The 25,414-nt window shown below is 71.1% G+C and carries 22 protein-coding genes; 9 read left to right on the plus strand and 13 right to left on the minus strand.

Going from position 1 to position 25,414, the window contains the following annotated elements:
• Positions 1 to 19: 19 nt before the first annotated feature.
• Entirely contained in the window at positions 20 to 1,489 is a 1,470-nt protein-coding gene (locus EDC36_RS09290) for an FAD-binding oxidoreductase (protein ID WP_132962982.1), read from the minus strand.
• A 14-nt stretch (positions 1,490 to 1,503) separates the two neighbouring features.
• Complete coding sequence (locus EDC36_RS09295; protein WP_132962983.1) at positions 1,504 to 1,905, minus strand: DUF2069 domain-containing protein; 402 nt, start codon at positions 1,903 to 1,905, stop codon at positions 1,504 to 1,506.
• A gap of 19 nt (positions 1,906 to 1,924) precedes the next feature.
• On the opposite strand from EDC36_RS09295, the gene EDC36_RS09300 reads away from it, so the two are divergent.
• Positions 1,925 to 3,163 (plus strand): YihY family inner membrane protein, encoded by a 1,239-nt coding sequence (locus EDC36_RS09300; RefSeq protein WP_132962984.1) that lies wholly within the window; start codon positions 1,925 to 1,927, stop codon positions 3,161 to 3,163.
• 45 nt (positions 3,164 to 3,208) lie between these two features.
• Here the strand turns inward: EDC36_RS09300 and amt are convergent, their stop codons facing one another.
• The 4 genes from amt to EDC36_RS09320 all read right to left on the minus strand — a co-directional run bounded on the left by amt (position 3,209) and on the right by EDC36_RS09320 (position 10,267).
• Positions 3,209 to 6,592 carry an ammonium transporter gene (amt, locus tag EDC36_RS09305; RefSeq protein WP_132962985.1) on the minus strand — a complete coding sequence of 1,128 codons (3,384 nt, stop codon included), beginning with the start codon at positions 6,590 to 6,592 and terminating at the stop codon, positions 3,209 to 3,211.
• A gap of 180 nt (positions 6,593 to 6,772) precedes the next feature.
• Positions 6,773 to 8,077 (minus strand): cytochrome P450, encoded by a 1,305-nt coding sequence (locus tag EDC36_RS09310; protein ID WP_243646544.1) that lies wholly within the window; start codon positions 8,075 to 8,077, stop codon positions 6,773 to 6,775.
• Between the two features lie 22 nt (positions 8,078 to 8,099).
• Positions 8,100 to 8,933 (minus strand): alpha/beta fold hydrolase, encoded by an 834-nt coding sequence (locus EDC36_RS09315; protein ID WP_132962986.1) that lies wholly within the window; start codon positions 8,931 to 8,933, stop codon positions 8,100 to 8,102.
• Between the two features lie 17 nt (positions 8,934 to 8,950).
• The gene (locus EDC36_RS09320) at positions 8,951 to 10,267 is read right to left on the minus strand and encodes an O-acetylhomoserine aminocarboxypropyltransferase (RefSeq protein ID WP_132962987.1); all 1,317 of its coding nucleotides are present in this window, start codon (positions 10,265 to 10,267) and stop codon (positions 8,951 to 8,953) included.
• Between the two features lie 80 nt (positions 10,268 to 10,347).
• Here EDC36_RS09320 and EDC36_RS09325 point away from each other — a divergent pair, with 80 nt between their 5' ends.
• Genes EDC36_RS09325 through EDC36_RS09340 form a run of 4 tightly spaced genes read left to right on the plus strand, consistent with a single transcriptional unit; the run spans position 10,348 to position 14,842 of the window.
• Complete coding sequence (locus EDC36_RS09325) at positions 10,348 to 10,860, plus strand: CBS domain-containing protein (protein ID WP_132962988.1); 513 nt, start codon at positions 10,348 to 10,350, stop codon at positions 10,858 to 10,860.
• 9 nt (positions 10,861 to 10,869) lie between these two features.
• The gene (locus EDC36_RS09330; protein WP_132962989.1) at positions 10,870 to 12,543 is read left to right on the plus strand and encodes a Na/Pi cotransporter family protein; all 1,674 of its coding nucleotides are present in this window, start codon (positions 10,870 to 10,872) and stop codon (positions 12,541 to 12,543) included.
• A gap of 8 nt (positions 12,544 to 12,551) precedes the next feature.
• Positions 12,552 to 13,664 carry a chorismate synthase gene (gene aroC, locus EDC36_RS09335; protein ID WP_132962990.1) on the plus strand — a complete coding sequence of 371 codons (1,113 nt, stop codon included), beginning with the start codon at positions 12,552 to 12,554 and terminating at the stop codon, positions 13,662 to 13,664.
• Positions 13,661 to 14,842, plus strand: a complete 1,182-nt coding sequence (locus EDC36_RS09340; protein WP_132962991.1) for an MFS transporter — start codon at positions 13,661 to 13,663, stop codon at positions 14,840 to 14,842. The genes aroC and EDC36_RS09340 overlap by 4 nt, the downstream gene beginning before the upstream one ends.
• A 40-nt stretch (positions 14,843 to 14,882) precedes the next feature.
• Here EDC36_RS09340 and EDC36_RS09345 read toward each other — a convergent pair whose 3' ends face one another.
• The gene (locus tag EDC36_RS09345) at positions 14,883 to 15,512 is read right to left on the minus strand and encodes an NnrU family protein (RefSeq protein ID WP_132962992.1); all 630 of its coding nucleotides are present in this window, start codon (positions 15,510 to 15,512) and stop codon (positions 14,883 to 14,885) included.
• A 219-nt stretch (positions 15,513 to 15,731) separates the two neighbouring features.
• On the opposite strand from EDC36_RS09345, the gene katG reads away from it, so the two are divergent.
• The gene (katG, locus tag EDC36_RS09350) at positions 15,732 to 17,912 is read left to right on the plus strand and encodes a catalase/peroxidase HPI (RefSeq protein ID WP_132962993.1); all 2,181 of its coding nucleotides are present in this window, start codon (positions 15,732 to 15,734) and stop codon (positions 17,910 to 17,912) included.
• 39 nt (positions 17,913 to 17,951) lie between these two features.
• A complete protein-coding gene (locus tag EDC36_RS13480; protein WP_132962994.1) occupies positions 17,952 to 18,923 on the plus strand; it encodes a sensor histidine kinase in 972 nt (323 codons plus the stop codon).
• On the opposite strand, the gene nrdR is transcribed toward EDC36_RS13480, so the two are convergent.
• The 4 genes from nrdR to EDC36_RS09375 all read right to left on the minus strand — a co-directional run bounded on the left by nrdR (position 18,920) and on the right by EDC36_RS09375 (position 22,637).
• On the minus strand, positions 18,920 to 19,369 hold the full coding sequence (gene nrdR / locus EDC36_RS09360; protein WP_132962995.1) for a transcriptional regulator NrdR: 450 nt from the start codon (positions 19,367 to 19,369) through the stop codon (positions 18,920 to 18,922). The two genes, EDC36_RS13480 and nrdR, sit on opposite strands and share 4 nt — an antisense overlap.
• A gap of 4 nt (positions 19,370 to 19,373) precedes the next feature.
• Positions 19,374 to 20,618, minus strand: a complete 1,245-nt coding sequence (glyA, locus tag EDC36_RS09365) for a serine hydroxymethyltransferase (protein ID WP_132962996.1) — start codon at positions 20,616 to 20,618, stop codon at positions 19,374 to 19,376.
• Between the two features lie 206 nt (positions 20,619 to 20,824).
• Positions 20,825 to 21,652, minus strand: coding sequence for a transglycosylase SLT domain-containing protein (locus EDC36_RS09370; RefSeq protein WP_132962997.1), 828 nt, complete (start codon positions 21,650 to 21,652; stop codon positions 20,825 to 20,827).
• Between the two features lie 544 nt (positions 21,653 to 22,196).
• A complete protein-coding gene (locus tag EDC36_RS09375) occupies positions 22,197 to 22,637 on the minus strand; it encodes a DUF1841 family protein (RefSeq protein WP_132962998.1) in 441 nt (146 codons plus the stop codon).
• Between the two features lie 87 nt (positions 22,638 to 22,724).
• Between EDC36_RS09375 and EDC36_RS09380 the strand changes: the two genes are divergently transcribed.
• Positions 22,725 to 23,180 (plus strand): MaoC family dehydratase, encoded by a 456-nt coding sequence (locus EDC36_RS09380; protein ID WP_132962999.1) that lies wholly within the window; start codon positions 22,725 to 22,727, stop codon positions 23,178 to 23,180.
• On the opposite strand, the gene EDC36_RS09385 is transcribed toward EDC36_RS09380, so the two are convergent.
• On the minus strand, positions 23,171 to 23,659 hold the full coding sequence (locus tag EDC36_RS09385; protein ID WP_132963000.1) for a tRNA (cytidine(34)-2'-O)-methyltransferase: 489 nt from the start codon (positions 23,657 to 23,659) through the stop codon (positions 23,171 to 23,173). The two genes, EDC36_RS09380 and EDC36_RS09385, sit on opposite strands and share 10 nt — an antisense overlap.
• A gap of 10 nt (positions 23,660 to 23,669) precedes the next feature.
• The gene (locus EDC36_RS09390; protein ID WP_132963001.1) at positions 23,670 to 24,197 is read right to left on the minus strand and encodes a ComF family protein; all 528 of its coding nucleotides are present in this window, start codon (positions 24,195 to 24,197) and stop codon (positions 23,670 to 23,672) included.
• A 247-nt stretch (positions 24,198 to 24,444) separates the two neighbouring features.
• Here EDC36_RS09390 and EDC36_RS09395 point away from each other — a divergent pair, with 247 nt between their 5' ends.
• Entirely contained in the window at positions 24,445 to 25,380 is a 936-nt protein-coding gene (locus tag EDC36_RS09395; RefSeq protein ID WP_132963002.1) for a class I SAM-dependent methyltransferase, read from the plus strand.
• Positions 25,381 to 25,414 lie beyond the last annotated feature (34 nt).

Below are 25,414 nucleotides of genomic sequence, written 5' to 3' on the forward strand. Positions count from 1 at the left end.
TGCGATTATCGCCGGGCGGTCACGGCGCGGTGGGGGCCTGCCCGTCAGCCAGCACACGCCCCGGGTTGAGCCGGTGGTGCGGGTCCAGCGCCTGCTTGATGGCGCGCATCAGCGCCAGGGCCACCGGGTCCTGGTAGCGCGGCAGCGTCGCGGCTTTCAGGCGCCCGATGCCGTGTTCGGCGCTGATCGAGCCCCCATGGGCACGCACCAGGTCGTACACCAAGGTGTTGATGGCGGCTTCGTGCGCACGCAAAAAGGCGGCGGCGTCGGCGCCTTCGGGACACTGCACGTTGAAATGCAAATTGCCGTCGCCCAGGTGGCCGAAGTTGACCAGGCGCGCGCCCGGTGCGTGGCGCTGCAGCTCCACTTCGGCTTGCGCGCAAAACGCGGGGATGCGCGACACCGGCAGGCTGATATCATGCTTGATGTTGAGCCCCTCCTCGGCTTGCGCCAGCGGGATGCACTCGCGGATGTGCCACAGCGTGCGCGCCTGGGCCACGCTGGACGCCACCACGGCGTCCAGGGCGCAACCCTCTTGCAGCGCGTGCGTCAGGCTCGCCTCGAGCTGGGCGCGGGCGTGGGTTTCGCCCTCAGGGTCGCTGAGCTCCAGCAGCACCGCGTAAGGGGCATCCTGCTCGGTCAGGGGTTGCGGCAGCGCGGGAAAATGGCGCCGCACCAGTTGCAGCGCCAGCCGGTTCATCACCTCGAAGCCCGTCAGCCCCGGCCCCAGGTGCCGCTGCGCCACGCCCAGCAGCGCCACCGCCGCGGCCAGCGAGGGCACGGCGGCCCAGGCGGTGAGCTGGGCTGCGGGCTGCGGCACGAGCTTGAGCACCGCGGCGGTGATGACGCCCAGCGTGCCTTCGCTGCCGATGAACAGGTGGCGCAGGTCGTAGCCGGTGTTGTCTTTGCGCAAGCCACGCAGGCCGTCCCACACGCGCCCGTCGGCGGTGACGACCTCCAACCCCAAGCACAGGTCGCGCGCGTTGCCAAAGCGCAGTACCTGCGTGCCGCCGGCGTTGGTGGCCAGCACCCCGCCGACGGTGCAACTGCCTTCGGAGGCCAAGCTCAACGGCAGCCACAGGCCGGCGTCGGCGGCCGCCTGCTGCGCCGCCTGCAGCACACAGCCGGCCTCCACGGTCAACGTCAGGTTGTCGCGGTCCAGCGCGCGAATGCGCTGCAGGCGTTGCAGGCTCAGCACCACCTCGGTGCCGCTGGCGTCGGGCACACCGCCCAGCACCAGCCCCGTGTTGCCGCCCTGCGGCACGATGGGCGCGCCGTGCGCGGCGCACGCGCGCACGACCGCGGCCACCTGCGCGGTGTCGGCGGGCCGCACCACCGCGCGCGCACGGCCACGGTGACGGCGGCGCCAATCCTGTTCCCACGCGGTCAGGTCGTGCGTCGCCGTGGTCAGCACATGCTCGGGGCCGACGACCGCACGCAGGGCGTCGAGCACGGCGTCGTCAGGGGCGGTGACGTTGGGCGCGGACATGGGCGTGTGCATCGTCATGCGGTCGGGGGGTGCGCCGCGCACAGGCGCAGCCGCACGTGGGCGGCGCAGGCGGCGAACAACAGCAGCGCCAAGCCGGTCTGGCCCCAGGCCAGCAGCGCCGACAGGCCGGCGTCGTTGCTGCCACGCACCACGCCCTCGGCCACGTAGGGCCACACCAGCAGGCTCAGCCAGCGAAACGTGTACAGCCGCCACTTCAGCAGCCCGGCCAGCGGGATGGCCAGCGGCAACACCTTCAGCGCCCACCACGAGCCACCCGGGCGCAGCGGCGCCAGCCACAGCTCCCACGCCAGGCCCAGCACGATCAGGCCCCCCAACGCCGCCAGCGCCAGGGCACGGGTGCGCGCCACCGCGGGCGCAGGGGTGGAGGAAACAAGCGGGGCCGACGGAGGTTGCATTGGCTGGCATGATAGCGGGATGCACGACGACACTTCCCGGTGGACGGTGACCAGCGCCGGCGCGTTGGCTCGGCGGTTGCGGACGTTTCCGTGGCGCACCACGTGGCAAACGCTGCGCGAGCGCTTCGCGGGCGACCGGCTGGCGGTGGCGGCGGGCAGCCTGACGTTCACCACCACCATCTCGCTGGTGCCGCTGCTGACGGTGGCGCTGGCGGTGTTTGCGCTGTTTCCGGCCTTTGGGCAGATGGAGCAGCGTGTGCAACGCTGGATGGTCGAAGCCTTGGTGCCCGACCACCTGGCGCGGCAGGTGGCGCAGTACCTGTGGCAGTTTTCCAGCAAGGCGGCGCAAATCGGGCTTGGCGGTGCGTTGGCGTTGCTGGTGACGGCGCTGGCGCTGGTGCTGACGATCGACCGCCAGCTCAACGACATCTGGCGCGTGCGCCGGTTGCGGCCGCTGGCGCAGCGGGTGCTGATGTACTGGGCGGTGCTGACGTTGGCGCCGCTGATGCTGGCGGTGGTGCTCAGCGCCAGCTCCTACGCGCTGTCGGTGTCGCGCGGCTGGCTGCCGGTGGCGCACCAGGGCGTCAAGTGGCTGCTGGGCGCGGCGGGCTTTGCCGCCGTCGTGGCGGGTATAACCGCGCTGTACCGCTTCGTGCCCAACGCGCAGGTGCACACGCGCCACGCGCTGGTGGGCGGGGTGTTCGTGGCGGTGGCGTTCGAGCTGGCGCAAAGCCTGCTGGCGTGGTACCTGCGGGCGGTGCCCACTTACTCGGTGGTCTACGGGGCGTTCGCCACGGTGCCGATCTTGCTCGTGTGGCTGTACCTGGTGTGGCTGATCGTGTTGCTGGGGGCGGTCATCGTGGCCTACCTGCCCTCGCTGCTGGCCGGCGTGGCGCGGCGCGGCAACACACCCGGCTGGCCGATGCAGTTGGCGCTGGAGCTGTTGGCGGAGCTGCACGCCAGCCGCCAGCCGCCGCAGCCGGGGTTGACCGTGCTGGCGCTGGCGCGCCGGCTGCGGGTCGATCCGATGCAGCTGCAGGAGCCCCTGCAGGCGTTGCAAACGCTGGGCTGGGTGGGGCGGCTGAGCGACGCCGACGGCCGCTGGGTGCTGCTGGTCGACCTGGGCCAGCGTCCGCTGGCCGAGCTGGCGCAGGTGCTGTGGCTGCCGCGCGAAGCCAGCACCGAACCGCTGTGGCGCGCGCTGCCGCTGGAGACGACGGCGGTGGCGCAGGTGCTGCCGTCGCGTCCGGCATCCTGAACCCCAATCGGCAGGCCAGCGCCTCGGCGCTGCCCAGGCGGCCCATCAACGCGGCATGCGCCGCACCGGCGCCAGCGCATCGAGCGGCTGCGGCGCGCCCACGTGGTAGCCCTGCGCAAAGTCCACCCCCAGCTCGCGCACGCGCTGCAGGATCGCTTCGGACGACACGTACTCGGCGATGGTGCGCAGCCCCATCACGTGACCGATGGCGTTGATGGCCTGCACCATCGCCAGGTCGATGGGGTCGGACTCGATGTCCTTGACGAAGCTGCCGTCGATCTTCAGAAAGTCGACCGGCAGGTTTTTCAGGTAGGCAAACGAGGACAGCCCGCTGCCGAAGTCGTCCAACGCGAACCGGCAGCCCATGCGCCGGGCCTCGCTGATGAAGTTCGCCACCGTGGACAGGCTGGCCATCGCGGCGGTCTCGGTGATTTCGAAGCACAGCGTGCCAGGCGGCAACTGCAGCGTCTGCAACAGGGCTTGCAGGTCCTGACGGAAGCGCTCGTCCGACAGCGAGGCACCCGACAGGTTGATCGCGTACATGCCCTCCAGCCGGCCCTGCTGGCGCAGCCGGTCGCCCAACCAGGCCAGTGTGTTGCGCACCACCCACTGGTCGATGCGGGGCATCAGGCCGTAGCGCTCCGCCGCGGGCAAAAAGGCGCCGGGCTGAATCAGCTTGCCATCCTCTTCCAGCCGCACCAGGATTTCGACGTGCGGCTGGCCGTCGCCATCGTGCAGCGGCAGGATCGGTTGGGCGAACAGGCGCAGCCGGTCCTCGTCCAGCGCCGCCTGCAGCCGCGCCACCCACTGCATCTGGCCCTGACGCTCCAGCAGCTCGCGGTCGTCGGGCTGGTAGACGTGGATGCGGTTGCGGCCGGCCTCCTTGGCGGCGTAGCAGGCAGCGTCGGCGGCGGCCAGCAGCGGGCCCGGCTCGCGCTCCAGCGGCCCGATCGGCACCAGGCCGATCGATACCCCAATGGCAAACGAGCGCTCGCCCCACGCGAAGCGAAAGTCGGCGATCGCCTCGCGGATGCGCTGCACCACGGGCAGCGCGTGGTCGGCGTCGCAGCCCTGCAGGATCAGGCCGAACTCGTCACCGCCCAGGCGCGCCAGCGTGTCGGCGCTGCGCAGGTGGCTGCGGATGAGCTGCGTGACCTGGCGCAGCAGCTCGTCGCCGGCCACGTGGCCGCAGGTGTCGTTGACGATCTTGAACTGGTCCAGGTCCAGGTAGCACAGCACGTGCTGGGTCGGCTCCGGCCGCGCCAGCAACTCGGACAGGCGGCGTTCGAACTCGCGCCGGTTGGGCACGCCCGTCAGCGCGTCGTGGGTGGCCTGGTGGCTGAGCTCGCGCGCCAGGTTCAGCGTCACCGTCACGTCGTGGAACACCAGCACCGCGCCGAGCAAAAACCCCTCGCGGCTGCGAATCGGCGCGGCGGTGTCGATGACGGGGATGCGCTCGCCGTCGCGGCGCAACAGCAGGGCGTGCTCGCGCCGCGCGGCCGGGTTCTTGCCCTGCAGCACTTCGCGCACCGGGTTGGGCAGTGGCTCGCCCTGGGTTTCGTCCACCAGACGGTACACGGTCGTGATGGGCTGGCCGCGCGCCTGGTGGGCCGGCCAGCCGGTCAGGCGGGCAGCCACCGGGTTGACGTACTGCACCAACCCCGCTTCGTCGGTGGTGATGACCCCGTCGCCGATGGACGCCAGCGTGACCTGCGCCAGGTCGCGTTCGCGTTGGAGCTGCAGCTCGACGTGCTTGCGGTCCGAGATGTCGCGCAACACCGCCGAGTACAGCGTGCGGTCGTCCTGGTGAAAGTCGTCGATCGACAGCTCGTAAAAGGTGCGCGCGCCGCCGCGCGCCATGCGCAGCTCCAGCGTCGTGCCCGGGCGCGTCAGCCGTTCCAGCGGCGGCGGCTGCGCATGCCCCGCGCGGCGCAGCACCTCGGGCAGGGGGCGGCCCAGCACCTCGTGCGCGGGCACGCCCAACAGCTGTTCGGCGCCCGGGTTGAGGCTCAGCAGCGTGCCGTCCGGCTCGAAGGTCAGCAGCCCGTCGCGCATCTCGCGCACCAGCGCCAGCGTGCGCTGGGTGACGGCCTGCAGCGCGGCGATCACGCGGTTGTAGGCGCGGGCGATCTGGCCGACCTCGGTGAAATCCTCCTCGGGCACCCGCCGGCTCAGGTCCCCGCTGCGGCGCTGCTGTTCCATCGCGTCGAGCAGTTCGATCAGCTCGGTGCGCGCGCCGTGCTCGGCCACGTTCAGCCCGCCGTGTTCCTCCTCGGGCGTGACGCGCAGGTCACGGTCGCGCACCAGCCACAGGAACACCGCGGTGGCCAGCGCGCACCACAGGCCGCAGACCACGATGCCCAGCAACTGCACACCCACCTGCGCGGGGCGCGCAAGCCCCGTGCCCAGCGCCACCGGGTCACCCAGCAGCCCCACCACCAGCGTGCCCCAGGCGCCGGCGGCCAGGTGCGCCGGGATGGCGCCCACCGCGTCATCGATGCGCCGACGCAGCAGCCATTCGTTGGCGGCGGCCATGGCCAGCGCCCCCACCGCCCCGACCAGCAGGGATGTGGGCGCCGACAGCGCGTGCGCGCCGGCGGTGACGGCCACCAGCCCGGCGATCAAGCCGTTGATCAGGTACATCACCTCGAAGTAGCCGTGCAGCCAGCGCCCCACCAGCAGCCCGGCCACCGCTCCAGCGGCGGCGGCCAGCGTGGTGTGCAGCAGCACGCCGGGCACGCGCGCGTCAAACGCCAGCGTGCTGCCGCCGTTGAAGCCAAGCCAGCCGAAAAACAACAGCAGCGCTCCCAGCATCGCCAGCGGCAGGTTGCCGGCCGGGATGACGGGGGGTGGCCCTTCGGCGGGGAAGCGACCGCTGCGCGGCCCCAGGCGCAGCACGACCCACAGCGCCACCCAACCCCCCACGCTGTGCACCACGGTGGAGCCGGCAAAGTCCACGAACCCCAGCTCGGCCAGCCAGCCGCGCGCGTCCGGCACCCAGGCACCACCCCAGGCCCAGTGGCCAAACACCGGGTACACCAGCAGCGACACCCACGCCGACAGCGCCAGGTAGGCCCCGAAACGCATGCGCTCGGCCACGGCGCCTGACACGATGGTGGCCGCGGTGGCGCAAAACATGATTTGAAATAGCGCGAAGCCCAGCAGGCGCGGCTCGTCAGGCAACTGCGCGGCGATGCCGAACAGCCCGGCACCGATCCAGCCTGCCACGCTGGGCCCGAACATCAGCCCAAAACCCACGGCCCAATACAGCAGTGCCGCCACCGCAAAGTCCGACAGGTTCTTGGCGGCGACGTTGATCGAGTTTTTGGTCCGCGTCAGGCCCGACTCAAGGCAAAGAAAGCCGGCCTGCATCACAAACACCAGGCCGGCGCACAGCAACACCCACAGCAGATCGACGACGGCTGACATCGGTGTCCCCTCCAACGGGGGTGCCGCGCACCCCGACGGGGGGATGTGAGCAAAAGACGTGCCGGGCTCTGTGCAGGCGACGTGAGCGCCCGGGACGCCATCGTGGCGGCGGCTTGGCAGGCCGCTGCCGCGTGCGCGTCGCCCGATGCACCATGATGGTGCATCGGGCGGTGGGCGTGTTCAACCTTCGGTGACGAACGGTGCGCGCACAAAGCCCCGAAACCGCGCCCGCCCGCCCCGCACCGGTGGCGCGCTGAGCGCGTAGCGCGGAAAGCGCGCCAAAAAGCGCCCGATGGCGATGCGGCCCTCCAGCCGCGCCAGGCTCAGGCCCGCGCACTGGTGCACGCCAAAGCCAAACGCCAGGTGCCGGTTGTCGCTGCGCGTCAGGTCCAGGCGCTCGGGGTCGGCGAACACCGCCGGGTCGCGGTTGGCCGCGCCAATGCACAGCGTGACCAGGGCACCCTCGGGCAGGGGCACACCCCCCACCACGGCCGCGCGCAGCGCACGGCGGTTGCCGAGCTGGTTGCTCGATTCAAAGCGCAAAAACTCATCCACCGCGGCGGCGAGGACGGCCTCGTGTTGTTCGGGTCGGTCGCGTGTTGCGTGCAGCCGTTGCAGCAGCCGCGCCTTCTCCTGGGGCCACTCGTGCAGGCACACCAGGGCGTTGCCGATCAGGTTGGTCGTGGTCTCATGGCCAGCGTTGAGCAGGAAGATGCAGTTGTGCAGCAGTTCGGTCTCGCTCAGGCGTTGGCCATCGGCTTCGCCCTGGATCAGGCGCGTGAGCACGTCGCGCTGGGGGTCCAGCGGGTGGCGGCGGCGGTCGGCCACGAGCGCGCGCAGGTACTCCAGCATCTCCCGCACCGCACGTTCGCCCGCCTGCCGTTGCACGGGGGTCAGCACCGGCTCCAGGGCCCCCAGAATCGCCAACGACCAGCCGCGCAGCGGGCCGCGCTCGTCGTGCGGCACGGCCAGCAGGTTGCCGATGATCTCGACCGGGATGGCCGCCGCGTAGTCCTCGATCAGGTCGCCCTGGCCGCGGGCTTCGATTGCATCAAGCAGCCGGTCCACCAGCGCCACCAGGCCCGGCTCCACGTCGGCGATGGCGCGGCGCGTGAGCGCCCCCATGATGAGTTTGCGCACCCGGGTGTGCAGCGGCGGATCGTTGAACACCAGGCTCGTCGTGTGGTGCTCGTACAGCGGCGAGTCGGTGCCGTACTTGGGCGCGAACTCGACGTGCTTGTCCGAGCTGAAGGTGGCGGCGTCGCGGTACACGGCCACCAGGTCGGCGTGCCGAGTCAGGAACCAGCTGCCATCGGGCATCGCCCGCACCGGCTCGCGCTCGCGCAGGGCGGCGTACACCGGGTAGGGGTTGGCCAGAAAGTCGGGTGGCAGCGCGTGCAGGTCGAACGTGCTGGCGATCGCGGCGGCGCGCTCGGGCGTCATCGGCGGCGTGATGGCCTCGGGCGGCACGGTGGGGGTGACCATGGCGGTGCAGCAGCGCGTCCCGTCAAACCACGCCCACGGGTTGGCGCAGCCAGCCGTGCAGCGCGTCCAGCACGGCGTCGGGGGCCTCGGTCATCAGCGCGTGGCCGGCGGGCACACGCACCACCTGCACCGCCACCCCCGCGCCGCGGGCGGCGTCAATGAGCGGCTGCGCGGCTTTGGGCGGGGTCATCTGGTCGCGCGTGCCCAGCACGAACAGCACCGGGCAGCGCACCCGGCGCGCGGCTTGCTCGCCGCCCTGGTAGCCGTCACAGGCGGCAAAGCCGCGGTGAAAGACGTTGACCGCCCGGTTGCTGGCCAGCACGCGGCGCATCAGCGCGCGCGAGCCGCCGTACAGCCAGGTGCCTGGCCCCAGCGCCGACGGCGGCGGCGCCAGCGTCGAGTGGCTGTACACATTGACCATGTCGATGGCCTTCAGCGGCGCGTTGAGCGACGCTTCCAGCAACGCCGGCGACACCCGCATCGGGTACGCCGTGCCCACCAACGCCAGTTGCGACACGCGCTCGGGCGCGTCGGCCGCCGTCTGCAGCGCGATCAGCGAGCCCCAGCTGTGCCCCACCAGCGCGGCGCGCGCCACGCCCAGCGCGTCCAGCAGGCCGACGACCGCGTGCGCCGCCGCTTCGACGCTGGCCGGCGCCTCGCCGCCGCTGCGGCCGTGGCCGGGCAGGTCGATGGCCAGCACGTTGAAGCCGTGGTGCGCCAGGTAGCGGCTTTGCAGGATCCACACGCTGTGGTCGTTGAGCACGCCGTGGATCATCACCACGGTGGGCTGGGTGGGGTCAAACGCCTTGCCGCCGGTGTAGGCGTACAGCGGGGTGCCGTGCACGTCGATCATCATGGTGCGCTCTCCCAGCGTCAGGCGGCTTTTTCGGCGGCCTTGAAGGCACGCTTGAGGTCGTCGATCAGGTCGTCCGGGTCTTCCAGGCCGATCGACAGGCGGATCGTGCCTGGTCCGATGCCGGCGGCGGCCAGCGCCTCGTCGCTCATGCGGAAGTGCGTCGTGCTGGCCGGGTGGATGACCAGGCTGCGGCAGTCGCCCACGTTGGCCAGGTGGCTGAAGAGCTTGAGCGCTTCGATGAAGGCACGCCCCTGCGCGCGGCTGCCCTTGAGGTCGAAGCTGAACACGCTGCCGGCGCCGCGCGGCAACAGCCGCTGTGCCAGCGCGTGGCTCGGGTGCTCGGGCAGCAGCGGGTGGCCCACGCGCGCCACCATCGGGTGCGCGGCCAAAAAAGCCACCACCTTTTCGGTGTTGGCCATGTGCCGTGCCATGCGCAGCGGCAGCGTCTCGATGCCTTGCAGGATCAGCCACGCGGTGTGGGGACTCATGCACGCGCCAAAGTCGCGCAGGCCCTCGCGTCGCGCGCGCAGGGTGAACGCACCCACCGTAGACTCTTCGGTGAACACCATGCCGTGAAAGCCCTCGTACGGCTCGGCCAGCTCGGCGTAGCGGCCGTCGCGCGCGTGCGCGGCCTGCCAGTCGAAGCTGCCGCCATCGACCAGCACGCCGCCGATGACGGTGCCATGGCCGCTGAGGAACTTGGTGGCCGAGTGGACCACCAGATCCGCGCCCAGCGCCAGCGGTTGGATCAGCCACGGGGTGGTCAGCGTCGAGTCCACCAGCAGCGGCACGCCAGCCGCGTGGGCGATGTCGGCCACCGCCGGGATGTCCAGCACATCGAGCCCCGGGTTGCCCACCGTCTCGCCAAACAGCAGCCGCGTGTTGGGGCGGATGGCGGCGCGCCAGCCGTCCAGATCGCCGGGGCGCACGAACGTGGTTTCGATGCCAAAGCGCGGCAGCGTGTAGTGCAGCAGGTTGTGGCTGCCACCGTACAGCGCGCTGGAGGCGACGATGTGGCCGCCGCTGCCCATCAACGTGGCGATGGCCAAGTGCAGGGCGGCCTGGCCGCTGGCGGTGCTGATGGCGGCGATGCCACCTTCCAGCGCCGCCACGCGCTGCTCCAGCACGGCGTTGGTGGGGTTGCTGATGCGGCTGTAGACGTGACCGGCGCGCTCCAGGTTGAACAGCGCCGCAGCGTGGTCGGCCGACTCGAAGACGAACGACGTCGTCAGGTGGATCGGTACGGCGCGGGCGCCGGTGGCGGGGTCGGGGGCGGCGGCGGCGCCGGCGTGCAGCGCCAGGGTGTCGAAGCCGGGGTCGGCGTAACCAGGCATGGTGTCTCCTCGCGTTGTGGTCTATATTAGCTGCACGGCGGCCGCAGTGGCCGCGCCCACGAGACAACAGGAGCCCCACGATGAAAGTCCGCGAAATCCTGCGCGTCAAAGGCGGCACGCTTTACACCGTGTCGCCCGACGAAAAACTGGGCCGCGCCGTGGAGACGATGGCGCAATTCGACATTGGTTCGCTGGCGGTGATGGAGCACGGCCAACTGGTGGGCATGCTGACGTTCCGTGAGGTCATCGACACCATCGCGCGCAACGGCGGCACCGTGGGCGACGTGACCGTGCGCAGCATCATGGACGACCACCCGATGACGTGCACGCCCGAAACCGAGCTCGACCAGGTGCGCCCGATGATGCTGGAGCGCCACACGCGCTACATGCCGGTGATGGACGGCGGCATGCTGATGGGGGTGATCAGCTTTTACGACGTGGCCAAAGCCGTGGTGGAGATGCAAAGCTTCGAGAACAAAATGCTCAAGGCTTACATCCGCGACTGGCCGGAAGATGACGACGCCACCACCGGCGCAGGGGCCGGGCCCGACGGCGGCGCGCCGGCCGCGCAGGGCGGGGCGGCGGCGCACTGACCACGCGCCGTGGCCGAAGGCATCGGGCCAGCGCTGGCCGCCCTGGCGGGCGGGTTGGGCCTGTTCCTGCTGGGCATGGAGCTCATGACGGACGGGCTGCGCCTGGCCGCCGGTGCGGCGCTGCAGCGCATCTTGCGGGCCTCCACGGCCACGCGCGTGCGCGCGCTCGCCGCCGGTGTGCTGGTGACGGCGGTGGTGCAGTCGTCCAGCGCCGTCACGGTGGCCACGATCGGGTTCGTCAACGCCGGCCTGCTGACGCTGGGTGGGGCGCTGTGGGTGTTGTTCGGCGCCAACGTCGGCACCACGATGACGGGCTGGCTGGTGTCGTTGCTGGGGTTCGGGTTCAAGATCGATGCGCTGGCGTTGCCGCTGGTGGGCGCAGGCGTGGCCTTGCGGCTCACCGGCGCGGGCAGCCGGCGCGCGGCGCTGGGCACGGCGCTGGCCGGCTTCGGCCTGCTGTTGTTGGGCATCGAGATGCTCAAGCACGCGTTCGATGGCGTGGCCAGCGCCGTCACGTTGCCCGCCGGTGTCGGGTGGACCGCCGTGCTGGCCCAACTGGCCGTGGGCTTGGCGCTGACGGTGTTGATGCAAAGCTCCAGCGCGTCGCTGACGGTGGTGCTCAGTGCCACCCAGGCCGGGCTCATCACCGCCCAAGGGGCCGCGGCGGCCGTCATAGGGGCCAACATCGGCACCACCGTCACCGCGGTGCTGGCGGTGCTGGGCGCCACCGCCAACGCCAAGCGTGCGGCGCTGGCGCACGTGGCGTTCAACGTCATCACCGGTGTGGTGGCGCTGGTGTTGCTGCCGTGGCTGGTGCAGGCCCTGCTGCAGGCCAAGCAGGCGTTGGGCTGGCCGCCGCTGCCGGCGCTGACGGTGGCGATGTTCCACACCATCTTCAACGTGCTGGGGGTGCTGCTGATGTGGCCACTGGCGCCGGCGCTCACACGCTGGTTGCAGGCGCGCTTTCGGACGGCGGAGGAAGACGAGGCGCGTCCGCGCCACCTGGACCCCACCGTGCTGGCGGTGCCCGCGCTGGCGCTGGACGCGTTGCGGCACGAGTTGCAGCGCCTGCAAGGCTTGGCGGTGACGGCGTTGCGCACCGTGTTGGAGCTGCCCACGCTGCACCCTGCATCGGTCGCTGGGCCAGCGCCGGACGTGGCGGCGGTGCAGCAGCGTTTGGGTGCGGCGCGCGGTGCCGCGCGTGGGCTGCAGCATGCGATCGCTGACTTCGTCGTGCGCTTGCAGCGCGCCGAGCTGGAACGCGCCAGCGCCGAGCGCCTGCCGGATCTGCTGCGTGTGGCGCGTTACGCCGACGTCGCCGTCGAGCAGGCCGACGAGGCCGCCGAGGCGTTGGCGCCGTGGTCGCAGCCCGTGCCCGGGCTGCCCTTGCTGGAGCTGAGCGCGTTTGGTCAGCGTGCCCGGGCGCTGCTGGCGCTGCTGGGCACGGGCGCCGCCGACGATGTCACCGCGCTGGAAGCGGCGCTGACCGAAGCCGAAGACGCCTACGCGGTGCTGAAAGCGGCGCTGTTGCGCTCGGGAGCGCAGGGGCTGCTGGCGCTGGACGCGATGGACGCGTGGCTGCGCGCCGCCAGCGCGTTGCGCCGCGGCCTGCAGCAAATCACCAAAGCGGCGCGTTTGTCCCGGGCCACCGAAGCAGGCGCAGGCGGCGGCGCTGCGGGATAATGCCGCGCATGAGCGGCAACACCCTGGGCACCCTGTTTCGCGTCACCAACTTTGGCGAATCGCACGGGCCGGCCATCGGCTGCGTGATCGACGGCTGCCCGCCCGGACTGGCGCTGTCCGAGGCCGACATCCAGCCGGAGCTGGACCGTCGCCGCCCGGGCAGCAGCCGATTCGTTACCCAGCGGCAAGAAGCCGACCAGGTGCAGATTCTCAGCGGCGTGTACCAGGGGCGCACCACCGGCGCGCCCATCGCGCTGCTGATCGCCAACACCGACCAGCGTAGCAAGGACTACGCCGACATCGCGCAAACGTTCCGGCCCGGACACGCCGACTACACCTACTGGCACAAGTACGGCATCCGTGACCCGCGCGGCGGTGGCCGCTCCTCGGCCCGGCTGACCGCCCCCACCGTGGCGGCCGGGGCCGTGGCGCGCAAGTGGCTGCGCGAGCGCTACGGCACCGTGGTGCGTGGCTGCCTGTTGCAAATCGGCACGGTGGCGGTGCCGTTCGAGGGTTGGCAGCATGTGGACGCCAACCCCTTTTTCGCCCCCACGGCGGATGTGTCCGCGCTGGAGGCGTACCTGGGCGAGATCCGCAAAGCCGGCGACTCGGTCGGGGCCAAGCTGCGTGTCGTCGCCGAGGGCGTGCCGGTGGGGCTGGGCGAGCCGATCTACGACCGTCTGGACGCTGACATCGCGCACGCGATGATGGGCCTCAACGCCGTCAAGGGGGTCGAAATTGGCGATGGCTTTGCCTGCGTCACCCAGCGTGGCAGCGAGCATGGCGACGCCATCACGCCGCAGGGGTTCGCCTCCAACCACGCGGGGGGCATCCTCGGGGGCATCAGCACCGGGCAGGCGATCGTCGTGACGTTGGCCATCAAGCCCACCAGCTCCATCCTGGTGCCGCGGCCGTCCATCGACACCGCGGGGACACCGACGGAGGTCATCACCAAGGGCCGCCACGACCCCTGCGTCGGCATACGGGCCGTGCCCATCGTCGAGGCGCTGCTGGCGCTGGTGCTGATGGACCACGCCTTGCGCCACCGCGCGCAATGCGGTGACGTGCGGGTCAGCCCTGGGCCGGTGGCGGCGCAGGCCCCGCTGCAACCGGCGGCATGAACGCAGCGGCCGCCCCGCGGCTGTGGCCGTACGCGGCGCTGTCGGCCGGGTATTTCGCGCACATCGGTTTTTTCAATCCGTACCTGCCGCTGTGGTTGCAGCAGCTCGGCTACGGCGTGTGGGCCATCGGGCTGTTGACCGCGCTGCAGTCGGCCACGCGGGTGTTTGCGCCCTGGCTGTGGGCCAGCCTGAGCGACCGCCACGGCGACCCGTTGCGCTGGCTGCGCTGGTGCGCCAGCGCCGCGCTGCTGCTGACGCTGGGGCTGTGGTGGCAACCGTGGCCCGGCTGGCTGCCTGTGGTGTTGCTGCTGCTGTTCACGCACACCAGCGGCATGATGCCGCTGTCCGAGGCGGCGTTGGCCCACGCGGTCAGCCAACACGGGGGGTTCGACGCGGCGCGCTACGGCCGCATCCGGCTGTGGGGCTCGCTCGGGTTTTTGGTCACCGTGCTGCTGGCGGGGTACGTGTTCGAGCGCACGGGCATGGGCAGCTTTCCGCTGTGGGCCAGCGCCACGCTGGCGCTGGTGCTGCTGGCGGTGTGGCGCTTGCCACCGCTGGCGCCGCGGCACCTGGACGCGGCGCAGGAGTGGGCGGCCCCGGCGCTGCGGCAGGTGTTGCGCCGGCCCTCGGTGCGGTGGTTTTTCGGGGCGCTGTACGGGCACGTGCTGGCCCACGTCCTTATTTACATCTTTTTTTCGCTGTACCTGGACGGGCTGGGCTACGGCAAAGGCACCATCGGCGCGCTGTGGGCGGTGGCCGTGGTGGTGGAAATCGGCTGGTTTTTCACCCAGGGTCGCTGGCTGCCGCGCTTCAGCGACGGGCAGTGGCTGCTGGTGGCCGCGCTGCTGACCGCGCTGCGCATGGCGGCCACGGCGTGGGGCGCGCACGAACTCGCGTGGCTGGTGGCCGCGCAGGTGGTGCATGCCATCACCTTTGCCGCCCATCACACGGTGTGCATCGGCTGGATCAACCGCCACTTTCCGGGCGCGCTGCGCGCCCGCGGTCAGGCGCTGTACGCGGTGGTGGGCTACGGTCTGGCGGGCGTGACGGCGGGCGCGCTGGGCGGCGCGATCAGCGCGCGGTTCGGGGTCGGGGCGGTTTTTGTGTTGGGCTTGCTGGCCGCGCTGGCGGCCGCGGCATGCGCGCTGCCCCTGGCACGCCGGGGGGATGCGGCCTGAGGACGACACGCCGTCGGGCCTGGCCGCGTGTGCGCCACCGTCAGCGCCCCAGTGGGGCGACGCCGAACAACACCGCGTGCAGCCAGAAGGCGAACACCACCCACAGCGCCACCCCGACGACCACGGTGGCCACGGTGGCTGTGCCCGACACGGGGTGACGCGGGTCAGGTTCGGCCAAGGCCGCGTCGCTGTCGTCATCATCGTCTGCGCTGGCCTGCTGGGCGGCGTCGCGTCGCCGGGCGGCGCGGTAGTTGAACACCGCCCACACCAAAAAGCCGCCAAACAGCAGCACATCGGCCAGGTTGCCGTTGGCCAGCAGGTGCGCCGTGGCCCACAGCTTGACGCTCAGCACCAACGGGTGGCCCAAGCGCACTTTGAGGGCGTTGCCCGGCACGTAAGCGGCCACGGCCAGCACGAACGCCGGCAGCGTCAACAACGCCGCGGCGTGGCGCATCGCCAGCGGCGGTGTCCACAGCACCGCCGGCTCCAGCCGCGCCTGGGCGTAACCCCACACCACCAACACCAGGCCCACCAGCGCCAGCAGACCGTAGCCCGCCTTCCACGCCAGTGGCCCCACGCGCTCGATGACCTGCGTGCGCCAGTCGTCGGCCACGATGCGTACCGAGTGCACGCCCAACAAGACGATCAACCCCAGCACCAGCCATTGCATGGTCACACCTCCGGCGGCGCAGCGTGCGCCGATGCTCGCCATGATAGCGGCCCGGGCGTGCCCTTGGCGGGGTAGGGCGGCGCGGCCGGCTATCGGCAGCATCAATAAAAACAACCCCCACGTCGGCAGGGTGGACGTACACTGCAAATGATCGACGATGGCGATGTGATGTTATGCATTGATAGCTACCGTCGATCTATCGAAGAAAGGAGCCTTGCCATGAACGCCCCCCATCAACCCGCTGCCCGTGGTTGCCCCTTCCACCAAGGGGCTGTGACCCAAGCCGACCCGGCACGCTCGCCCACCGCGTGGTGGCCCAACGCGCTCAACCTCGACATCCTGCACCAGCACGACACCAAGACCAACCCGCTGCCCGGGTTCAACTACCGCGAGGCCGTGCGTACGCTGGACGTGGAGGCGCTCAAGGCCGATCTGCGTCGCCTGATGACCGACAGCCAACCCTGGTGGCCGGCCGACTACGGTCATTACGGCGGTTTGTTCATCCGCATGGCTTGGCACGCCGCAGGTTCGTACCGCGTGGCCGACGGGCGCGGTGGCGCCAACACCGGCAACCAGCGTTTCGCCCCGCTCAATTCCTGGCCCGACAACGCCAACTTGGACAAAGCGCGCCGCCTGTTGTGGCCGATCAAGAAAAAATACGGCAACAAAATCAGCTGGGCGGACCTGATGATCCTGGCCGGCAACGTCGCCTACGAGTCGATGGGCCTCAAAACCTACGGCTTTGCCTTTGGGCGCGAGGACATCTGGCACCCGGAAAAGGATGTCGACTGGGGCGCGGAGCGGCAGTGGCTGGCGCCGGCCGATGAGCGCTTTGGCGACGTCAACGAGCCCGAGACCCTCAAGGGTCCGCTCGCCGCGGTGCAAATGGGGCTGATTTACGTCAACCCCGAAGGTGTCAACGGCCAGCCCGACCCGCTCAAGACCGCGCTGCACGTGCGTGAAACGTTCGCCCGCATGGGCATGAACGACGAAGAGACCGTGGCCCTGACGGCCGGGGGGCACACGGTGGGCAAGGCGCACGGCAACGGCAGCGCCGCCAACCTGGGGCCGGCTCCGGAAGGCGCGCCGATCGAGGAGCAGGGCCTGGGCTGGATGAACCACAGCACGCGCGGCATCGGGCGTGACACCGTCACCAGTGGCCTCGAGGGCGCGTGGACGACCCACCCCACCCGGTGGGACAACGGCTACTTCGAGCTGCTGTTCGGCTACGAGTGGGAGCTGGCCAAAAGTCCCGCCGGCGCCTGGCAGTGGCAGCCGATCGGCATCCGCCCCGAGCACATGCCGCCCGACCCCGAGGATCCGTCCAAGCGCACCATGCCCATCATGACCGACGCCGACATGGCCCTCAAGATGGACCCGATCTACCGCCCGATCGCCGAGCGCTTTTGGAAGGACCACGCGTACTTTTCCGAGGTGTTTGCGCGCGCGTGGTTCAAGCTTACCCACCGCGACATGGGGCCACGCACGCGCTACATCGGCCCCGAAGCGCCCAAGGAAGATCTGATCTGGCAAGACCCCGTGCCGCCGGGTCCAAAGGACTACGACGTGGGCGCCCTCAAGGCGCGCATCCGGGCCAGTGGCCTGAGCATCGGCGAGCTGGTGGCCACCGCGTGGGACAGCGCGCGCACCTTCCGTGGCTCCGACTACCGCGGCGGCGCCAACGGCGCGCGCATCCGCCTGGAGCCGCAACGCCGCTGGCCCGCCAACGAACCCGAGCGCCTTGCCAAGGTGTTGGCGGTGCTGGAGCCGCTGGCCCAGCAGTACGGCGCCAGCGTGGCCGACGTGATCGTGCTGGCCGGCAACGTCGGCGTCGAGATGGCGGCCGAAGCCGCGGGCTACCCCACCGAAGTGCCGTTCGCGGCGGGCCGTGGCGACGCCACACAGGCCTGGACCGATGTCGCGTCGTTCAAGTGGCTGGAACCGGTGGCCGATGGCTTCCGCAACTACCTGCGGCCCGACTGCACGGTGCCCGCGGAGGAGCTGCTGCTGGACCGCGCCCAACTGTTGGGCCTGACCGCGGCGGAGATGACCGTGCTCGTGGGCGGCCTGCGCGTGCTGGGCGCCAACTTCGGCGGCAGCCGTGACGGTGTGTTCACCGACCGCGTTGGGGTGCTGAGCAACGACTTCTTCGTGCACCTGACCGACATGGCCTACCGCTGGCAGCCCACCGGCCGCAACCGCTACGACATCGTCGAGCGCGCCAGCGGCAAGGTGCGCTTCACCGCCACCCGGGTCGATCTGGTGTTCGGCTCCAACTCGATCCTGCGTGCCTACGCCGAGGTCTACGCCCAGGACGACAACCGCGCCAAGTTCGTGCGCGATTTCGTCGCCGCATGGACCAAGGTGATGAACGCCGACCGCTACGACCTGCGGCCCTGACGCCCCGCGTGGGCCAAGCGCCGGTGTAGCATCGGCGCCATGACCACCCCGGCGCGTTGGCCCGACCTGCGCTCCCCCGCCGTGCTGCTGCGCGCGGCGGGGGTGGTGGCCGGTGTGGCCCTCGCGCTGGCCTGGTGGGCGGGGCAGGGGGTGGTCGATGCCACCCTCTGGGCGGTGCCGGCGTGGGCCACGCTGGCGTTGGCCATGCCGTTGACCCCCTGGCTGCAACGGCGTCCGTACCACCTGGTGCTGGTGTTGCTGGCGTTGACCGGCGCGCTGCTGGCGTTGGCCTGGGCTTTGCTGGTGGTGCGGGCCGGCTGGGTTGCGTTGGCGCATCCGTGGCGGCACGTCGTGGCGGCGTGGGTGGCGTTGGGCGCGGCGCTGGGGTACCTCGATTGGCGTCACCACCGGCTGGCCGCCGCGCCGGTGGAAGCGCGGTTGCAGGCGTTGCAGGCGCGCATGCGTCCGCATTTTTTGTTCAACAGCCTCAACAGCGTGCTGGCGCTGCTGCGGCGCGAACCCGCGCGCGCCGAGGCGCTGCTGGAGGACCTGGCCGAGCTGTACCGCGCGCTGCTGGCCGAGCCGCGTGCCCTGGTGCCGCTGCGCGACGAGGTGGCGCTGGCGCGCACCTATTTGGCGGTGGAGCAGGTGCGCCTGGGCGCGCGGCTGCGCCAAGCCTGGCACGTGGACACCGCCCCGCTGGACGCGTTGGTGCCTGCGTTGACCCTGCAGCCTTTGGTGGAAAACGCCATCCGTCACGGTGTGGAGCCGCGGCCCGAGGGGGCCTGTGTCACGGTGGAAGCGTTCCGCGACGACGACCACTTGGTGCTGTTCGTGCGCAACCCCACGCCGCCGCCGCAGGCCACCACGCGCGGCCACGGCTTGGCGCTGGCCAACCTGCGCGAGCGGCTGGCGCTGCTGTACCAAGGGCGCGCCAGGCTGCGCACCTACGCGTCCGAGGGCGAATTCGTGGCCCAGGTGCGCCTGCCCCTCAAGCCTGCGCCGCCTTAGCCCCGCACCTCGTCGATCAGCGTCCTGAACGCGTCCACGTCTTCGAAGCTGCGGTACACGCTGGCAAAGCGCACGTAGGCCACCTGGTCCAGCTCGCGCAGGGCCTGCATGACCCACTCACCCAACTGCTGCGACGGCACCTCGCGCGCCCCGTCGGCCAGCAGCTTTTCTTCGATGCGGGCGATCGCGGCGTCGATGCGCTCGGTGCTCACCGGGCGCTTGCGCAGCGCCAGCGCGATGCTGGCGCGCAGCTTGGCGCTGTCGTAGTCGACGCGCCGTCCATCTTTCTTGACCACCTGCGGAAACGTCACCTCGGCGCGCTCGTAGGTGGTGAAGCGCCGCTCGCAGCCGGTGCAACGGCGGCGGCGGCGCACAAACACCCCATCGTCGGACTCGCGGGTCTCCACCACCTGGGTGTCGGCGTGTCCGCACAAGGGGCACTTCATGGCATCACCCGTACACGGGGAAGCGCCGCGTCAGCTCCGCCACCTGCGCCCTGACCCGCTCGATCGTGGCCGGGTTGCGCGGATCATCCAGCACGTCGGCGATCAGGTGCGCGGTCTGGCGCGCCTCGGCCTCGCCAAAGCCGCGCGTGGTCATGGCCGGCGTGCCCAGGCGGATGCCGCTGGTGACCATCGGCTTTTCGGGGTCGTTGGGGATGGCGTTTTTGTTGACCGTGATGTGCGCCTGCCCCAGCACCGCCTCGGCTTCCTTGCCGGTGATGCCCTTGGCGCGCAGGTCCACCAGCATCACGTGGCTTTCGGTGCGGCCGCTGACGATGCGCAGCCCGCGCTGCTGCAGCGTTTCGGCCATCGCCTGGGCGTTGCGCACCACCTGCTGCTGGTAGGTCTTGAATGCGGGGCTGAGCGCCTCTTTGAACGCCACTGCCTTGGCCGCGATCACGTGCATCAACGGGCCGCCCTGCAGGCCGGGAAACACGGCGCTGTTGATGGCCTTTTCGTGCTCGGCCTTCATCAGGATGATGCCGCCGCGCGGGCCGCGCAGGCTTTTGTGCGTGGTGGAGGTGACCACGTCGGCGTGCGGCACTGGGTTGGGGTACACGCCCGCGGCGATCAGGCCCGCGTAGTGCGCCATGTCGACCATGAAGATGGCGCCGATCTCCTTGGCCACGCGCGCAAAGCGCTCGAAGTCGATACGCAGGCTGTAGGCGCTGGCGCCGGCGATGATGAGCCGGGGCCGGTGCTGGCGCGCCTTGGCTTCCATCGCGTCGTAGTCGATCTCCTCGCGCTCGTTGAGGCCGTAGGAGATGACGTTGAACCACTTGCCCGACATGTTCAGCGCCATGCCGTGCGTCAGGTGGCCGCCTTCGGCCAGGCTCATGCCCATGATGGTGTCGCCGGGCTTGAGGAAGGCCAGAAACACCGCCTCGTTGGCGCTGGCGCCGCAGTGCGGCTGCACGTTGGCCGCCTCGGCCCCGAAGAGCTGTTTGACGCGGTCGATGGCCAGTTGCTCGGCCACGTCCACGTGCTCGCAGCCGCCGTAGTAGCGCCGGCCGGGGTAGCCCTCGGCGTATTTGTTGGTGAGCTGCGTGCCCTGCGCCGCCATCACCGCGGGCGAGGCGTAGTTTTCGCTGGCGATCAGCTCGATGTGTTGCTCTTGGCGCTGGTTTTCGGCCTGGATGGCCGCCCACAGCTCGGGGTCGGTGTGTTCGATGAGGATGTTGCGGTTGAACATGCGAAGTCCTGGCGAGGTCGATGGGCCCGTGGTGCAGGTCCACGGGCTGCCCAGGCGAACGGCATCGGGCCCGGCGCGGCGCTGTGGCACGAGGTCGCGCTGGGCTGCGCGCTCCCCCGTGGTGGTCCACGTCGGCCCTGCCGTGCGGGCTGCGGCCCCAAGCCGCCCGCGGCCTATCGCCAGTCGCGCGCGGGTGCGATTGTAGCTCAGGAGGGGCGCTGGCCGACGCCGTCCGTGGCCAGGGCTTCCAGCGGAGGCGGGGGCGGCAAGTCGGCCAGCGGGGGCAGCGCCACGGGGGCGTTGAAGGGGACGCGCTGGCCGGCTGCCACACGCCGCAGTCGTTCTTGCTCAGCCAGCACACGCGTCACGTAGTCGCTCGCGTCAACGGTGATGGCCCCCACGTACAGGCGCAACCCGCCGGCCACGCTGCCGGCCTTGCGCACCGCGTCGTGCAGGATTTGCGCGCCCACCCGAAGGTTGCTGATCGGGTCAAAGGCGGCCTGGGGGCCGCCGTGCGGCTCGAATTTGTCGATGTGGGCCCGGGTGAGCACTTGCATCAAGCCATGCGCACCCCAGGGGCTGGCGGCCAGCGGGTTGAAGCGCGACTCGTTGGCCATCACGGCCAGCAACAGCGCCGGGTCCAGCCCAAACTGCTTGCCCACGCTGTGCGCTTCGGCCACCAGGGCAGCCAGCGGCTCGGCGGCCACACGGTACTTGCGCGCCAACCAATCGGCCATCCGCGCTTGCGCCGCGGGCAGGGCGGCCACGGGCGTGGTCGCCTCGGCGCCGGTGATGTCGGCTTCGTTGTCCGTCAGTCCTTCCAGACCCTGGCGCACCAGCAGCCATTGGGTCACGTTCTGTTCCATTTCGGCGCGCAGCTGCGGTTGGCTGGCCAGCAGCAGCGCCAGCCCCACCGTGGCCAAGCCCACCAGCGACATGCCGTGGTGCAGCGCACGCCACACGCGGCGTGCTGCCGTGATCCACGGCTGGGTGGGGGCGGCCGGCGCGCCGATCATCTCGGTGCATGCATCCATGCCGTCGCTCCTTTCCTTGAGGTCGAGGTGTCTCCGGGGCGCGGCGATGTATCCGGGTTTGACCCTATTGCGCGCCGCCGGGGACGGTTTTGTGATGCAACGGGGCGCGATGGTAGGGGTCTCAACATACGAAGTCAAGACTTACAACATCACTTTTTATTCTTTTGGATTATGAAAGGATGGACCAGGCGACCAGCGGCGAAGCGCGCCGGCGCGGTCCAGCCACGTGGGCATACGGGCCGCGGGCAATCGGCGCTGGGCCGGCCATCAAAAAATTCCAGCATCTAGGGGGCCGGATGGCGCTACACTGAAACCGCCGTTGGTTGGCTCATGGGCCGGTTGTCCCGCCGCCAACGGCAGGCCCGCACCGGTGGGTGACCTCGGTGCCTGGCCATCCAGCTTGGGGGCCATCCCTGGCCTCCGGCGGCGTGTGACGATGTCCCTCCGCGCCGCCCACGACGGGCACGACCTGGCTGGCGTGCCAAGGCCCCGCGGGGTTCAGCCCGGCGGGGCCTTTTTCGTGAACGGGCTGCAAGGCAAGCGGCTAGGGCCCATCCGCTGTGGCGCGCCGCTGCACCTCGGCCAGGTAAGCCGCCCCGTCTGGCGGGCGGCCGTGCGTCTGGCTCTCCCACAGCATGCGCCCCAGGCACTCCATCACTTCGTGGTGCGCCGCGTGCAGCGAGCCGCGGCGCGCCGCCAGCAGTTCCACCGCCTGGCGGATGCCGGGCGGTTGGTCGATCGAGCACTGCTCGCTGATGCTCAGGTGCATCGACAGGTGCAAAAACGGGTTGTCGCGCGCCTCGTGCACCACGTGCATCGAGGCCAGCGCGGCCTCGAGGTCGGCCAGCTCGGTGTGGTACTCGGGGTGGCGCTCGATCCACTGCCACGCCAGCAGCTCCAGCGGTTCCATGGGCAGGCCTTGGCGGCCCTTGGCGTACGCGCCGCAAAAAAAGCGGCGCACATCGGCTTGGCTTGGGGTGAACATGGTTGCGATTGTCGCCTGGGCGGCGACGCGCTGGCACTGTCATCGGCCGGACAGGGGCGCGCGGCGCGCGTCCGCTACAGTGCGGGCATGCCCACGTTCGACACCTTCCAAGCCATGCAGGCCGCCGTCGGCACCGAGGTGGCCGTGACCGACTGGCTCGACATCACCCAGGCGCGCATCGACCGCTTTGCGGACGCGACCGACGACCACCAGTGGATCCACGTGGACGCGGCGCGCGCGGCGCAGGGGCCGTTTGGGTGCACGATCGCGCACGGTTTTTTGACCTTGTCGCTGCTGTCGCGCTGGATGGCCGAAGCGGTGCACGTGCCCGCGGCACGCATGACCATCAACTACGGCGTCAACCGCGTGCGCTTTCCGGCGCCGGTGCCGGTGGGTAGCCGGCTGCGGGCGCGGCTGGTGCTGCATGCGCTCGACCCCGTGGCGCCGGGCCAGTGGCAGGCCACTTGGCAGGTCACGGTCGAGCGCCAGGGCAGCGAAAAGCCCGCCTGCGTGGCCGAGATGCTGGTGCGCCACTACGCCTGAGTGGGCAGCGGGGCGGCCCCGACGAAGCCGAGCTGACGCCACGCCTCGTACACCGTCACCGCCACGGCGTTGGACAGGTTGAGGCTGCGCTGCTGCGGCCGCATCGGCAGGCGCAGCCGCTGCGCCGGCGGCAGCGTGTCCAGCACGGCCGCGGGCAGGCCGCAAGACTCGGCGCCGAACACCAGCACGTCGCCGGCGGCGAAGCTGGCCTCGTGCACGTGGCGAGTGCCGCGCGTGGTGAGCGCAAACCAGCGCTCGGCCGGCACGGGCAGCGCCGCGCGCAACGCCGCCCAGTCGACGTGACGGCGCACGTCGGCGTACTCGTGGTAATCCAAACCTGCGCGGCGCAGCAGTTTGTCGTCCATCGAAAAGCCCAGCGGCTCGACCAGGTGCAGCGTGCAGCCGGTGTTGGCGCACAGGCGGATCACGTTGCCCGTGTTGGGCGGGATTTCGGGGTGGACCAGCACGACGTGAAACATGGGGGGCGCATTATGCGGCGGCCCCGGCGTCGTCCGGCGCTGGGGTGCGGGCCAGCACCAACGCGCTCACCGCCGCCGCCCCAGCGTCGAGCAACGCGCGCGTGGCGGCGGTGAGCGTGGCGCCCGTGGTCATCACGTCGTCCACCACCAGCACGTGGCGGCCCTGCACCGCGTGGCGCTGCGCCGGCGGCACGTGCATCAGGTGGTCGGTGGCGGCCAGGCGCTGCGCACGCCCGAGGTGGTGCAGCACAGGCGCGTCGGCGGCGCGTTGCAGCGCCTCAGGCAAGGCCGCAGGGGTGGGATGTTGGCGGGCCAGGGCTTGCATCAGCGTCCAGGCCTGGTTGTGCCCGCGTTGCGCCAGCCGTGCGGGCGACAGCGGCACCGGCAGCCATGCATCCGCGTCGGCCAGCAGCGTGGGCACCGCCGGGTCGTCCAGCCACAGCGGGGCCAGCACCTGCGCCCAGCCGCTGCCGCCTGCGCCTTTGAGGCCCAGCACCAGCGCGCGCCAGGGGTGCACGTAGTCCAAGCGCGCGTGCACGCGTCGCCACGGTGGCGGGGTGGCCTGGCAAACCGCGCACGGGCGCGTGTCCGCCGCGGGCAGCGCGCACCCGGGGCAGCGTGGCACCAGCGGCGCCAGCTCGCGCCGGCACGGCGGGCACAACGGGCCGTGCGGCCATACCCCGCACACGGCGCAGCGCGCCGGCAGGCTGGCCCGTATGGCGTTGCCGATCCGCTGTCCCCACGCGCTGCGTGCCCCCATGGCCTGCCACTATACTGCGACGCCCATGGCCAGCCCACCCCCCTTGACCCCGCGCCCACCGGGTTTGGACCCGGTGGCGGCGGCACGCTGGTTGCGCCGCGTGCCCAGCACCAGCCCCTGGCTGCACGAGTGGGTGGGCGAGCGCATGGCCGAGCGGTTGGCCTGGATTCGGCGGCAGCCGCGCCACTGGGTGAGCTGGTCGCCGCTGTTGGCGGGGGAAGCCGCGCACCGGCGCGTGGCGCAGCGCTACCCACAGGCCAGCGTCTGGCTGGCGGGCGAGCTCGCGGCCGCGACCGCCGCCCGCTGGGGGGGGGGCGCCCGCCCACGGCGCCGCTGGCCGTGGCAGCGGGCGGCGGCCACGCGCGCCGAGGCCGAGCCGCCACGCGTGGCGCCCGACGGCGTGCCCCCGGACGCGGTGGACATGGTGTGGGCCAACATGCTGCTGCACGCCGCGCCCGAGCCGCGCGCATTGCTGATGCAGTGGCGCGACTGGTTGGCGGTGGATGGCTTTGTGATGTTGTCGTGCCTGGGGCCGGACACCGCACGCGAGCTGCGCGCCCTGCACGCCGCATGCGGCTGGCCGACGCCCGCGGCCGATTACGTGGACATGCACGACTGGGGCGATCTGCTGGTCGAGGTAGGGTTTGCCGAGCCGGTGATGGACATGGAGCGCGTCACGCTCACCTACCCGGACGCCGAACGCCTGCTGGCCGACCTGCGCCAATGGGGGCGCAACTGGCACCCGGCGCGTCACCCAACGCTGCGCGGACGGGGGTGGCGTCAGCGTTGGCTGCATGCCGTGCAGCAAGGGCTGCCGCGCGACGGGCAGGGACGCCTGCTGCTGACGGTCGAGGTGATCTACGGCCACGCCTGGCGCCCCGCCGACCGCGCCGTGGACGGCGTGGTGCGCGTGCCGTTGCAGCGCTTGCGCGACCAGCTGCCGCAGCGCCGCCCCGGCTGAGCCTGCGGGGCCGCCAAACCCCCTGCCGTTTCCC

Source organism: Tepidimonas ignava, assembly GCF_004342625.1.
Lineage (GTDB): Bacteria > Pseudomonadota > Gammaproteobacteria > Burkholderiales > Burkholderiaceae_C > Tepidimonas > Tepidimonas ignava.